This window comes from Leucobacter albus, assembly GCF_039528015.1.
Taxonomy (GTDB): domain Bacteria; phylum Actinomycetota; class Actinomycetes; order Actinomycetales; family Microbacteriaceae; genus Leucobacter; species Leucobacter albus.
Genome location: NZ_BAAAKZ010000003.1, coordinates 93,522 through 105,980, shown reverse-complemented (window position 1 = coordinate 105,980; position 12,459 = coordinate 93,522). Strand labels below are relative to the sequence as shown.

The window sequence follows — 12,459 nt, the reverse complement described above, 5'->3', positions numbered from 1 at the left end:
CACGGCGGGCAAGCGCGAGCCTCGCGCCGGCGGGGCCCCGGGCACAGCGCACCTCCCGCGCCTGCGTGTCGCGCACCTTCTCCAGCCGAATCCGACCCTGGCGCGGTACCGTAGAGGGGTGAGCAGTTCGCGGGTTTTTGTCGGCCGTCTCGCCGGTCGCGGTGTCTTTGACCCCGTCGGTGATCAGATTGGCAAGGTTCGCGATGTCTTGATCGTGTACCGCGCGGCCGCAGCGCCGCGCGTTGTCGGCCTGATCGTCGAGATCCCTGGCAAGCGCCGCGTGTTCGTGCCGATCAGCCGCGTCACTTCTATCGCGTCTGGCCAGGTCATCACGACGGGTCTCATCAACATTCGCCGCTTTGAGCAGCGCCGCGGCGAGACCCGCATGATCGCGGAGATGATCGGCATGCGCGTTGACCTCGCTGGCGATGCCGGGCAGGCGAGCGTGCGCGCCACCGTCGAAGACGCGGCGATCGAGCGCACGCGCGCCGGCGAGTGGATCGTGTCTGAGCTGTTCGTGCGCACCCCGAAGACCGGCGCGGCGTTCGGCCGCGGGCCGGCGCGTACCGTGCGCTGGTCTGAGGTCGAGCGCCCGAGCGAAGACGGCGGCCCGCAGTCAGCCGAGCTGCTCGTGCAGACCCTTGTCGACCTGAAACCGGCCGACCTCGCAACGACCCTGCTCGAGCTCCCCCAGGGGCGCATGGCACCTGTGCTCGAGGAGCTCGCCGACGACAGGGTCGCAGACGCGCTCGAGGAGATGAGCGAGACCGATCAGATGGCGATCCTCGCCCTCATTCCCTCTGGTCGCACGGCCGACGTGCTCGACCGCATGGAGCCCGACGACGCGGCCGACCTCATCTCCGCGCTCCCCGCCGCGCAGGGCGCGGAGCTCCTCGATCTCATGGAGCCAGAGGAGGCCGAAGACGTTCGCCGCCTGCTCGAGTACGAGTTCGACACCGCAGGCGGCCTGATGAGCCCGACACCGATCGTGCTCGCGGCCGAGTCGAGCGTCGCCGAGGGCCTCGCGATGATTCGCCGCGCTGAGATCCCGCCTGCCATGGCTTCGGCCGTCTACGTCACCCACCCGCCCTACGAAACACCGAGCGGCGAGTATCTCGGCATGGTGCATTTTCAGCGCATGCTCCGCTTCCCGCCGCACGAGCGGTTGAGCGCGCTGCTCGACTCCGAGATCGAGGCGGTGCCCGTCACCGCGAGCGCCGCCGAGGTGTCGCGCAGGCTCGCGAGCTACGACCTCGTCGCGCTGCCCGTCGTCGACGATCAAGACAGGCTCGTTGGCGTCGTCACAGTCGACGACGTGCTCGACCACCTGCTGCCAGATGACTGGCGCCACGCAGACTCCGACCCGAACGAGCTCGGGGGTCGCGCATGAGCCGCTTCACGCGCCGCAAAGACCTCGCAGCACCCCGCGCTGGCATCGCCTCACGCGGCCCGGCGAGCTCGCGCGTTGACGGCAATGAGCGCTTCGGCCGCTGGACGGAGGGCATCGCCCGCGGCATGGGCACGCCCTGGTTCTTGCTCGCGCTCACGCTGTTCTGCGTGCTCTGGCTGGCCTGGAACACGTTCGGCCCGAAAGAGCTGCGGTTCGACTCCCCCTCGCTCGGGTTCACGGCGCTCACCCTCATCCTCTCGCTGCAGGCCTCGTACGCGGCTCCGATGATTCTGCTCGCGCAGAATCGGCAAGACGACCGCGACCGCGTGCAGATCGAGCAAGACCGCAAGCAGGCCGAGCGCAACCTCGCAGACACCGAGTTTCTCGCCCGCGAGGTCGTCGCGCTGCGGCTGTCGATCAAAGATCTCCCCGACCGCGATTTCCTGCGGCAGGAGCTTCGCTCACTGCTCGCGGAGCTCGAGCAGACCGAGGCGGATCAACGGGCCGCGGGCGAGCCAGCGCCCGCCGACCGGGGCGAAACTCCCGGGCACCCCACCCAGGACCCAGCCCCAGCCCCAGGCCCAGACCCAGACCCAGCCACGCAGCCGGCAGGACAGGAGCAGCGCAATGACTAGCCAGACCCGAAGCTCGGCAGAGCAAGGCCTCTGGGATGCGCTGTCGCGGGTCAACGACCCCGAGATTCACCGCCCGATCACCGAACTCGGCATGGTCGGCGAGCTGCGCGTCGACGAGGCGGGCGCGGCCGAGGTGCCGCTGAAACTCACGATCGCTGGTTGCCCGGCGGCGCAGCGCATCGAGCGCGAGGTGCGCGAGGCCACGCTCGCCGCTCCGGGCATCACCGCGGCCGCGATCGACGTCAGCGTGATGAACCCTGCCGAGCGGCAGGCTTTCGTCGAGCTCGTGCGCGGGCCCGCAAGGCCAGTGCAGTTCGGGCCAGACTCGCTCACCCGCGTCATCGCGGTGACGAGCGGCAAGGGCGGGGTGGGCAAGTCATCGCTCACGGCCTCGCTCGCGGTCGCGCTCGCGCAGCGGGGGCTGTCGGTCGGCCTCGTCGACGCAGACGTGTTCGGCTTCTCGATCCCCGGTATCCTCGGCCTCAGCCGCGACGGCGTGACCGCGCAACCAACGCGCGTCGGCGACATGATTCTGCCACCGGAGACGCACGGCGTGAAGGTGATCTCGATCGGCATGTTCCTCGGCGACGCCGACCCCCGATCCACCGCCGTGTCGTGGCGCGGGCCGATGCTGCACCGCACAATCGAGCAGTTCTTGCGCGACGTCTGGTTCGGCGACATCGACGTGCTGCTGCTCGATCTGCCGCCCGGCACTGGCGACATCGCCATCAGCATCGGGCAGCTCCTCCCCCAGGCCGAGGTGCTCGTCGTGACGACCCCGCAGGAGGCAGCGGCCGACGTTGCCGTGCGCAGCGCGCTCGTCGCGCGCCAGACCGGTCAGCGCGTCATCGGCGTGATCGAGAACATGGCTGGGCTCGCGCAGCCAGACGGCACGGTGCTCGAGCTGTTCGGCACGGGCGGCGGGGCTGCCGTGGTTGATCGGCTGAACTCCTCCGAGAGCGCGGCCGGCCAGCCGCCTGTGAAGCTGCTCGGGAGCGTGCCGCTGAGCCCCGATTTTCGCGCGGGAGGCGACAGCGGATCGCCGGCTGTGCTCACACGGCCCGATGACCCGGCGGCGGCCGTGGTACTCGAGATTGCCGGCCGGATAGCGGCGCAGGGCCGCGGGCTTGCCGGCAAGTCGCTCGGCGTCACGCCCACACGTTAGGCGCGTGCCAGACGGCCCGCTGCGCGCGGCACCAGCCCATGCGCGGGCCGGCGCGCGTGCCGACGCTTCGGGGCAACGCTCGGTCCGACGTCTTCTGAGCTACGTCGCCTCGTCGTCGAAGCGCACGGTGCTCACGCCGTCGGCAGAGATACCCTGCCTCGCCCGGCGGGCGGCGGCGAGCTCCTCGAGGCGCTGGCTGCGCTCCTCCTGCCGCGCCTCGCGCTCGTCTTCCACGAGCGCGTCCCTGATGATGCGGCGCGGGTCGTACTGCCGCGGGTCGAGCTGTTTCCAGTCAACGTCGTCAAACTCCGGACCCATTTCATCGCGCAGCCGCTCTTTCGCGCCGTCTGCCGCGCGCTTCAGCGAGCGAATGAAGTCGCTGAACTTCTTCGCGTAGATTGGCAGCCGAGTTGGGCCGAGCACAAACATCGCGATCACCAAGATGATGAGAATCTTCGGGATGCTGAGGCCGTCCATTCACTCATCGTACCGAGAAGCCGCTGGCGTTGGCGACTCGCGCGCCCAGGGTCGCACCCGAGCGTCGCAAACTCGCCGGGCTGCCCTGGGCCACCACGGCGAGCCAGTGCGCGAAACACGCCAAACCGCTCTATCATGTAGTCGGCATAACGACGGCAGCGGTAGAAGAGGAAATGTGAGCAAGCTCGAACGCAACTGGCAATACACGGAGCAGTATCCGAGCGAGACTGACGCGCTCGTGCGCGCCCGCCGGGTGTCGCTGGAGATCGGCATCGAGCCGGTGTCTCGGGCTGTCTCTGCCGAGCTATCTGCCCTCGCGGTGCTCTCGGGCGCCCGCGCGATCTGCGAGATCGGCACAGGCGTTGGGGTCAGCGGCCTGTCGCTGCTGCGCCACCGCCCCGAGGCTATCCTCACCTCTATCGAGATCGAGCCGGAGTACCTGCGCGAAGCGCGGGCCCTGTTCAGCGACGCCGGCATTCCCGCCTCGCGCGCCCGCCTCGTCGAGGGCGATGCGCGACACGTCATGCCCCGCCTGAACCTGGCAGCCTACGACATTGTGCTCCTCGACGCCGAGCAATCACAGCTGCTCGAGTATTTTGAACACGCCCTCGGCATCGTGCGACCGGGCGGCGCCATCGTCGTTCCGAGTGCACTCGCGCACGGCCGGGTTCCCGACCCCGCAGCGCGCGACGAGGCTACGCAGGCCATGCGCGATCTCCTCGCGGTCGTCGCCGACTCAGACGCGATCGCGCCAGCCCTCTCCCCCGTCGGCGACGGGCTGCTCACCGTCGTGAAGCTCGGCGCTTAGCCGCTCACACAAAAAGAGGGCCCCTCGGGGCCCTCTTTTTCTGCGTGTGTAGTCGGCTAGTCGCCGAGCACGCCCGCAAGCACATCACGAAGCTCAGCGGCCTCCTCGTCGTTGACTGACACCACCAGACGGCCACCGCCTTCCAGGGGAACACGCACCACGATAACGCGGCTCTCGCGAACCGCTTCCATGGGCCCGTCTCCGGTCCTGGGTTTCATTGCCGCCATGACGCCTCCTCGCATGTTTGGTCGTTCCCCTCTATTATCTCCCGAGAAGCGGGGTCGCGGAAATTCTATGAACCTTTTATGCAATCCTGAGCAATAAATGTCGGATTGGGTGCACAGAATGCGCTATTAGCGCCCGAGGTGGCGCTCACCCGAGCCCAAGTACAGCTGCTGGGGGCGGCCGATCTTCGTCTGGGGGTCGAGGCGGGCCTCGCGCCACTGCGCGATCCAGCCGGGGAGGCGCCCAATTGCGAACAGCACGGTGAACATGCGAGTCGGGAAGCCCATGGCCTTGTAGATCACGCCGGTGTAGAAGTCGACGTTCGGGTAGAGCTTGCGCTCCTTGAAGTAGTCGTCCTCGAGCGCGATCTGCTCGAGCTCCTGCGCAAGCGCGAGCAGCGGATCGTTCACGCCCAGCTCTTCGAGCACCTTCGCGGCCGAATCCTTGACGATGCGGGCGCGCGGATCGTAGTTCTTGTAGACGCGGTGCCCGAAGCCCATGAGCTTCACGCCGTCTTCCTTGTTCTTCACCTTCTCAACGAAGGTCTTCACGCTCTGCCCCGAGTCGCGAATCTGGGCGAGCATGTCGAGCACGGCCTCGTTGGCGCCGCCGTGCAGCGGGCCAGAAAGAGCGTTGATACCCGCGGAGACGGAGGAGAACATGTTCGCCCCGGTCGAGCCGACAAGCCTCACCGTTGAGGTCGAGGCGTTCTGCTCGTGATCGGCGTGCAGAATGAGCAGCTTGTCGAGGGCATCGACGAGCACAGGGTTCATCTCGTACGACTCTGCCTTGTTGCCGAAGTTGAGTCGCAAGAAGTTCTCGACGAAGCTCAGCTCGTTCTTGGGGTAGAGGAACGCCTGGCCGATCGACTTCTTGTGCGAGTACGCGGCGAGCACCGGCAGCTTCGCGAGCAGGCGAATCGTGTTGACCTCGACGAACTCGGGCACTGCGGTGTCGAGCGAGTCTTCGTAATAGGTCGACATGGTCTGCAGGCCGCCGGAAAGCATTGCCATGGGGTGCGCGGTGTGCGGCACCGCCTCGAAGTAGTACCGCATGTCTTCGTGCAGCAGGGTGTGATGGCGAATCTCGGTATCGAAGCGGGTGAGCTCTTCGGCGCTCGGCAGCGCGCCGTAGATCAGCAGGTAGGCGACCTCGAGAAATGTCGATGCCTGCGCAAGCTCATCGATCGGGTAGCCGCGATAGCGCAGAATGCCTGCTTCGCCGTCGATGTAGGTGATCTCGGATTTGGTCGAGGCGGTGTTCACGAAGCCGTAGTCGAGCGCGGTGTAGCCGCTCTGCTTCGTGAGCGTGCTCACGTCGATCGCATCAGGCCCGTCCACCGAAGCAATGATCGGGAACTCAGCGGACCCTCCAGGGAAGCTCAGTTTGGCGGTGGCCTGAGCCGCAGGTGTTTCAGTCACGTCATCTCCTCGTGAGGTCCGTTCGAGCACGCCCCTAGGGTGTGGGCAGCGGTCATTTTCACCTTACCCGCAAACACGGGGGTTCACGAACCAAATGGCTGAATCATGCCGCTTTCTGACAGAAAGTACTTCGACATCAAACAAAATACGCGGTTTTTGGGGCCCGACTCTCGGCGTGTCACAACCCCGACCCACGCCCCCAATGAGCGAGTCTCAGGTCTCCTGTGGCGGCAGCGCCGCAATGATCGGGTGGTCAAAGTTATACACGCCAACCTTCGCCGCGCCCCCGGGCGAACCGATCTCATCGAAGAACTCGACGTTCGCCTTGTAGTACTCGGCCCACTCACCCGGCAGGTCATCTTCGTAGTAGATCGCCTCGACCGGGCACACCGGCTCACACGCGCCGCAGTCGACGCACTCGTCGGGGTGGATGTAGAGCATCCGCTCGCCCTCGTAGATGCAATCGACGGGACACTCGTCAACACAGGCACGGTCTTTCAGGTCCACACACGGAAGCGCAATCACATAGGTCACAGTGCCCGCCTTTCAAATCAACCTGCGAATATGTCTATCCTATCGCCGGTGAGGCTCACTCCCCCGCATCGCGAGCACGAGCGACTAAGAGCCCACTGGGACGCGCATCACCATGAACGTCGCCCACGAGGCCCCGAGTACGATCGGGCCGACCGCCACCTCGCCGGTACCGCGAATCAGCGCGGAGACGCCAAGCACCAGCACACCCGCGAGCAGCAACCCCAGGAACACGAATGAGACGTTCACTGCCGCGGGCCCAGCAAGCCCCCATGCGGCCGCATATGCTGCCAACGGTATGAGCTTGACGTCGCCGGCGCCGATAGCTCCCGATGCTCGCAACCAGATCAGCACGCACAGCAGCGTGATCACGCCGGTGACTAGCCACGCACCGACGCCAGCAACCCCGTCGCCACGCAACTGGCCCGCGAGTGTGAGTAGCGGTAGCGTCCAGAGCGTTGCCCACACCAGCAGACCGTTCGGCAGCGTGTGCGTGCGGTGATCCACACGGGCAAGCACCGCCGAGAAGAACCCAAAACCAAGGTACGCGACGAGCGCGAGCACCCATGCGAACACGGCGCCCCAGCCGGGCAGCTGCTCGCCGCGCACCCACGCCCCGCCGTCGCCGGAGGGCAATGGCAGGAGCACCGCGTAGGCGGCGCCACCTGCGATGGCGCCAAAACCGCCCGCAATGAGATCCTCAAGCGCGACCGCCGGAGGGAAGATACCGGGTTTAGCCCGCGGTGACTTCCGTGCCAATGCCCTGCTCCGTGAAGATCTCGAGCAGCACAGAGTGCGGTTCGCGGCCGTCGATGATCGCGGCCTTCGGCACGCCACCCTCGACCGCGTCGAGGCAGGCGCGCATCTTTGGGATCATGCCTGACTCGAGTGTGGGCAGCATCGCTTCAAGCTCGCCCGCGGTAATCGATGAGACAAGCGAATCGCGATTCGGCCAGTCCGAGTAGAGCCCGGCAACGTCGGTGAGAATCACGAGCTTCTCGGCGCCGAGCGCCTGGGCGAGCGCCGAGGCGGCGGCGTCTGCGTTCACGTTGAGCGACTCCCCCGGGTGGTCGACGTCTGGGGCGATCGAGGAGACCACGGGAATGAGCCCCGCGTCGAGCGCGGCGAGCACCGACTCCGGGCGCACCCCAACGATGTCGCCGACGCGCCCCAGGTCAATAAGCTCGCCGTCGACCTCGAGGGGCGGGCGGCGGCGGCCGATGAAGAGCCCCGCGTCTTCGCCCGTCGTTCCCGAGGCGAGCGGGCCGTGGGCGTTGATCTCGTCGACGAGTTCGGGGTTCACCTTGCCGGTGAGCACCATGCGCACAACATCCATGGTCTCGGGCGTCGTCACGCGGTAGCCCCCCGCGAAGGTGCTCTCGATGCCCAGCCGGTCGAGCATGCGGTTAATCTGCGGGCCGCCGCCGTGCACGATCACCGGGCGAATACCGGTGTGGCGCAGGTACACGACATCTTCAGCGAAGGCCTTCATCAGCGCGTCGTCGATCATCGCGTTGCCGCCGAACTTGATCACCATGATGCGATCGCGAAACTTCTTGAGCCAGGGCAGCGACTCGATGAGCACCGCGGCTTTCTCGGCGGCGATTCCGTGCTCGAGCGGGGGCGTAATGTTTGTCATCGGCTTCCTAGCTCGAGTACGCGGAGTTCTCGTGCACGTAGTCGTGCGTGAGGTCGTTCGTGCGCACCGTCGCGGCGAAGGCTCCCGCGAAGAGCTCGATCTCGACGTGCGTCTTGCGCGGCGTGAGGTCGCACTCATCGACCGGGCGATCTGGGGCACCGGCGTGGCAGAGCCGCACACCGTTGAAGCTCACGTCGACCGCGTAGGGGTCGAACGCGGCCTCGGTGGTGCCGATCGCGGCGAGGACGCGGCCCCAGTTCGGGTCGTTGCCAAAGATCGCTGCCTTGAACAGGTTGTTCCGCGCGACCGAGCGGCCCACCTCGAGGGCGTCTTCAACGCTCGCCGCGCCGCGCACCTCGATGTCGATGTCGTGGCTCGCGCCCTCGGCGTCTGCCTGCAGCTGGGCGGCGAGCGAGTCGCACACCCCCGCAAGCGCCGCGGCGAACTCGTTCTCGTCGGGGGTGACCCCCGAGGAGCCGCTCGCGAGGAGCGTCACCTGGTCGTTCGTCGACATGCAGCCGTCGGAGTCGAGCCGGTCAAAGCTCACCGCGGTCGCGCGCCGCAGCGCAGCGTCGAGCGCAGCGTCGTCGAGCTTCGCGTCGGTCGTGATCACGACGAGCATTGTGGCGAGGCCCGGCGCGAGCATGCCCGCTCCCTTCGCCATCGCACCAATCGCCCAGCCATCGCCCTCGTGCACCGCGGTTTTCTCGACCGAGTCGGTGGTGAGGATGGCGGCGGGCGCGGTGGTGTCGTCTGCGGCGAGCGCGGCCACGAGCGCAGGCACGTTGTCGACGATCTTGTCACGGAACGTCTGGTCGCCGGTGCCGATGAGGCCGGTGGAGCACACGAGCACGCGCTCGGAGCCGCCCTCGATCACCTCGGAGGGAACCGCCGCGTTCGCGTCGGTTTGCACCGCGAGTTCACGCGCGACGGCCTCCGCGGTGAGACGGGTCGTCTCGTAGCCAAAGTCGCCGGTGAAGCAGTTTGCGCCGCCCGAGTTGAGGATCACGGCGCGAGCTGGGCCGCTCTGCGCGACCTTGCGGCTCCAGAGAATCGGGTTCGCCTGGGCACGGTTCGACGTGAACACGACTGCGCTTGCCGGGGCCGGGCCGTCGTTCACGACGAGGGCGAGGTCGGGCTTGCCAGAGCTCTTCAGACCGACGGTAATGCCCGCCGAACGGAAACCTGCGGGGGTAGTGACGGTCACGGGGCGACTCCATTCACGCTCAGGCCGGTGGCTTCTGGGATGCCAAGGGCGATGTTTGCCGACTGGATAGCGGCGCCTGCCGTACCCTTGGCGAGGTTGTCTACTGCGGCGACGACGACGACGCGGCCCGCGGCCTCGTCGATCGCGATGCCCATGAGGCAGGTGTTTGCGCCGATCGTGTCAGCGGTTCGCGGGAAGACGCCCTCGGGCAAGACGTGCACGAACGTCTCGCCTTCGTAGGCCGCTTCCCAGGCCGCGCGAACATCGGCCGCGCTCGTGCCGGGCACGATGCGGGCCGTTGAGGTCGCGAGGATGCCGCGGCTCATGGGAACGAGCACCGGGGTGAAGCTCAGCGTCGGGTTCTTCGTCGCGCCTGCGCCGCGCAGAGCCTGCTGAATCTCTGGGATGTGCCGGTGCGTGCCGCCGACCGCGTAGGGGTTCGCGGTGCCCATGAGCTCGGCACCGAGCAGGTGGGTGTGGGCGGCCTTGCCTGCGCCCGAGGGGCCGACGGCGAGCACCGAGACGATGTCGGTCGGCTCGATGACGCCCGCCGCGATGCCGGGGGCGAGCGAGAGCGCGACGGTCGACGCGTTGCAGCCGGGGGCCGCAATGCGCGTAGCGCCCGCGAGGTGGTCGCGCTGGCGGGTCGGTTGGGCGCCCTCTGCAGCGCCTTGAACGATGAGCTCCGGAACCCCGTACGCCCACGCCTCGTTGTAGTCGCCGCCGTAGAACGCGGCCCAGTCTGCCGGGTCGCTCAGGCGATGATCCGCCCCGCAATCTACCGCGAGGCGCACGTTCGTGAGCTGCGCCGTGAGCGCACCCGACGCCCCGTGCGGCAGCGCGAAGAATACAACGTCGTGACCGTCGAGCACCTCGGGGGTCGTCTCGCGCAGCGTGAGGTGCGCGAGCGAGCGCAGGTGCGGCTGCGACGCGATAAGCGGTTTGCCGGCGTTCGAATGCCCGGTGACCGTTCGAATCTCAAACTCCGGGTGCTCAGCGAGCAGCCTGAGCAGCTCGCCCCCCGCATACCCGCTCGCTCCGGCGACCGCCACACTGTACGTCATCTGCACCCTTTCTCGCGCACCTCTATTCTGGCACCTTGTGCGGGTGCGCAAGAACGGGCGGCGTGCGGCTGTGGATAGCGGCGATTAGCGGTGCTTGAAGTTCGCCTCGCGCTTCTCGGCGAAGGCGCGCATGCCCTCGGTCTGATCCTCCGTCGCAAACAGCGCCTGGAAAGCGATCTGCTCGACGCGCAGACCCTCGCTCAGCGACGACTCCTCGGCGGCCTGCAGCGCGTTCTTCGCGGCGTACAGGGCCGGAAGCGGCTTCGAGGCGATGAGCGCTGCGGCCTGCTTGACCGTGTCGATGAGCTCGGCCGCCGGCACAACGCGCGAGACGAGGCCCGAGCGCTCGGCCTCCTCCGCACCCATCATGCGGCCGGTCAGCACCATGTCGGCCGCCTTGTACTTGCCGATCGCCCGCGGCAGGCGCTGCGTGCCACCGAAGCCCGGAATCACGCCGAGGTTGATCTCGGGCTGGCCGAACTTGGCGTTGTCTGCTGCGATGATGATGTCGCACATCATCGCCAGCTCGCAGCCCCCGCCGAGCGCGAAGCCCGATACCGCAGCGATCGTCGGGGTGAGCATTTGCTCGATGCCGCCCCACGAGGGGAACGCGCCGCCCGCGAGCACGTCGGAGTACTCGAGCTCGAGCATGCCCTTGATGTCGGCGCCCGCAGCGAAGGCGCGCTCGGAGCCCGTGATAATGATCGCCCCGACATTGGGGTCGGCATCGAACTTCGACGCCGCGTCGACGAGCTCAGCGATGAGCGTGTTGCTCAGGGCGTTGAGCGCCTCGGGGCGGTTCAGGGTGATCGTCGCAACGCGACCCTCGACCTCGGTAATGATTGCGGTGTACTGCGTCTGCTCTGACATGGTGACTCCCTCTGGGTACGTGGCTTGTACCCCCACGCTATCGGGTCAACCGTCAGAATTCGGCGATGACGATCTTCTTCATGGCGAGCAGCTTCTCGTACGCCCCGTCGCGCTCCATGAGCTCGCCCATGTTCGCGGGAACGATTTGCCAGCTCACGCCGAACTCGTCGACGAGCCAGCCGCACTGCTCGGCCTCGGGCACCGCCGAGAGGCCAGCCCAGAGCGCATCGATCGCCGCTTGGTCTTCGCAGTTCACCTGCAGCGACACTCCGTTCGTGAAGCCGTGGGCAGTGCCAGAGCCGTTGTCGGAGGCCATGAACCACTGCTCCCCCACTCGAAACTCGCCGAAGGCGAGCGCCTCCGCGGTCGCGTCGCCCGCTGGCTCGCCGTAGGGAAACTGCGTTCCGACGGCGCTGCCGCCGGGGAGCCCCGAGAACAGCTCGACGTAGCGGGCGGCTGCCGCCGCCGCGCGGTTTTGCGCCGGGCCGTCAAACATCAGTGCTGGGATGATGAGCGGCCGCGGATCTCCTTCGGGCCGCGTGAGCATGAGCTGCCAGCTCACACCGAACCGGTCTTGCACCCAGCCGTAGTGCGCCGCGAACGGGTACTCCCCGAGGGGCATCATCACGAAGCCGCCGTCGCTGAGCTTGCCCCAGAGCGCGTCGAGCCTGCGTCGGGCCTCTGCCGCGGGGGTGTCGGCCCCGACGGTACCCGGGCCTGCGCCGTCTGAGCCTTCAGCACCGAAGAACAGCGGGTCGAAGTTGACCATGAACGAGATCGAGGGGTTCGGCGAGAACTCGGGGCCAGCGTTCACCAGGGCGAGCTGCGTACCCTCGATAACCACGTCGACGACGAGCGCCTCGCCCGCGAGATCGCGCTGAAAGTCGAGCAGCCCCTCGGTCGGGTAGCGCGCCGACACCGCTGCGCGGGCGTCAAACCCGGCCGAGCCGAAGGCGTCGGCGTAAAACTCGCCCGCCTCTTCGGCCGTGCGATTGCACCAAAAGTTGGGAATGACGTGCTGCGTCAT

At 67.4% G+C, this 12,459-nt stretch carries 14 protein-coding genes; 4 read left to right on the top strand and 10 right to left on the bottom strand.

Annotated elements, in window-relative coordinates; genetic code table 11:
* The first annotated feature begins 118 nt into the window (after window positions 1-118).
* From ABD115_RS04160 to ABD115_RS04150, 3 genes are read left to right on the top strand one after another with little or no spacing between them, the layout of a single operon-like run.
* On the top strand, window positions 119-1,390 hold the full coding sequence (locus tag ABD115_RS04160) for a magnesium transporter MgtE N-terminal domain-containing protein (RefSeq protein WP_343958507.1): 1,272 nt from the start codon (window positions 119-121) through the stop codon (window positions 1,388-1,390).
* Entirely contained in the window at window positions 1,387-2,025 is a 639-nt protein-coding gene (locus tag ABD115_RS04155; RefSeq protein ID WP_343958505.1) for a DUF1003 domain-containing protein, read from the top strand. The genes ABD115_RS04160 and ABD115_RS04155 overlap by 4 nt, the downstream gene beginning before the upstream one ends.
* Window positions 2,018-3,190: an Mrp/NBP35 family ATP-binding protein gene (locus ABD115_RS04150; RefSeq protein ID WP_343958503.1), complete on the top strand. Its 1,173-nt coding sequence runs from the start codon at window positions 2,018-2,020 to the stop codon at window positions 3,188-3,190. Before ABD115_RS04155 ends, ABD115_RS04150 begins: the two co-directional genes overlap by 8 nt.
* Window positions 3,191-3,289: 99 nt before the next feature.
* Here the strand turns inward: ABD115_RS04150 and ABD115_RS04145 are convergent, their stop codons facing one another.
* Window positions 3,290-3,667, bottom strand: a complete 378-nt coding sequence (locus ABD115_RS04145) for a twin-arginine translocase TatA/TatE family subunit (RefSeq protein WP_343958501.1) — start codon at window positions 3,665-3,667, stop codon at window positions 3,290-3,292.
* Window positions 3,668-3,842: 175 nt separating this feature from the next.
* Between ABD115_RS04145 and ABD115_RS04140 the strand changes: the two genes are divergently transcribed.
* On the top strand, window positions 3,843-4,475 hold the full coding sequence (locus ABD115_RS04140) for an O-methyltransferase (RefSeq protein ID WP_343958500.1): 633 nt from the start codon (window positions 3,843-3,845) through the stop codon (window positions 4,473-4,475).
* A 56-nt stretch (window positions 4,476-4,531) separates the two neighbouring features.
* Here ABD115_RS04140 and ABD115_RS04135 read toward each other — a convergent pair whose 3' ends face one another.
* The 9 genes from ABD115_RS04135 to ABD115_RS04095 form a co-directional block, all read right to left on the bottom strand.
* A complete protein-coding gene (locus ABD115_RS04135) occupies window positions 4,532-4,702 on the bottom strand; it encodes a DUF3117 domain-containing protein (protein ID WP_083506522.1) in 171 nt (56 codons plus the stop codon).
* Window positions 4,703-4,828: 126 nt separating this feature from the next.
* The gene (locus ABD115_RS04130) at window positions 4,829-6,121 is read right to left on the bottom strand and encodes a citrate synthase (protein WP_343958498.1); all 1,293 of its coding nucleotides are present in this window, start codon (window positions 6,119-6,121) and stop codon (window positions 4,829-4,831) included.
* 213 nt (window positions 6,122-6,334) lie between these two features.
* Window positions 6,335-6,655: a ferredoxin gene (gene fdxA / locus ABD115_RS04125; protein ID WP_343958496.1), complete on the bottom strand. Its 321-nt coding sequence runs from the start codon at window positions 6,653-6,655 to the stop codon at window positions 6,335-6,337.
* An 84-nt stretch (window positions 6,656-6,739) separates the two neighbouring features.
* Complete coding sequence (locus ABD115_RS04120; RefSeq protein WP_343958494.1) at window positions 6,740-7,411, bottom strand: hypothetical protein; 672 nt, start codon at window positions 7,409-7,411, stop codon at window positions 6,740-6,742.
* Complete coding sequence (gene argB / locus ABD115_RS04115; RefSeq protein ID WP_343958492.1) at window positions 7,386-8,291, bottom strand: acetylglutamate kinase; 906 nt, start codon at window positions 8,289-8,291, stop codon at window positions 7,386-7,388. Before argB ends, ABD115_RS04120 begins: the two co-directional genes overlap by 26 nt.
* A 7-nt stretch (window positions 8,292-8,298) precedes the next feature.
* Window positions 8,299-9,498, bottom strand: a complete 1,200-nt coding sequence (gene argJ, locus ABD115_RS04110) for a bifunctional glutamate N-acetyltransferase/amino-acid acetyltransferase ArgJ (protein WP_343958490.1) — start codon at window positions 9,496-9,498, stop codon at window positions 8,299-8,301.
* Window positions 9,495-10,562, bottom strand: coding sequence for an N-acetyl-gamma-glutamyl-phosphate reductase (gene argC / locus ABD115_RS04105; RefSeq protein WP_343958488.1), 1,068 nt, complete (start codon window positions 10,560-10,562; stop codon window positions 9,495-9,497). Before argC ends, argJ begins: the two co-directional genes overlap by 4 nt.
* Window positions 10,563-10,646: 84 nt before the next feature.
* Window positions 10,647-11,432 (bottom strand): enoyl-CoA hydratase-related protein, encoded by a 786-nt coding sequence (locus ABD115_RS04100; protein WP_343958486.1) that lies wholly within the window; start codon window positions 11,430-11,432, stop codon window positions 10,647-10,649.
* A gap of 52 nt (window positions 11,433-11,484) precedes the next feature.
* Complete coding sequence (locus ABD115_RS04095) at window positions 11,485-12,459, bottom strand: VOC family protein (protein WP_343958484.1); 975 nt, start codon at window positions 12,457-12,459, stop codon at window positions 11,485-11,487.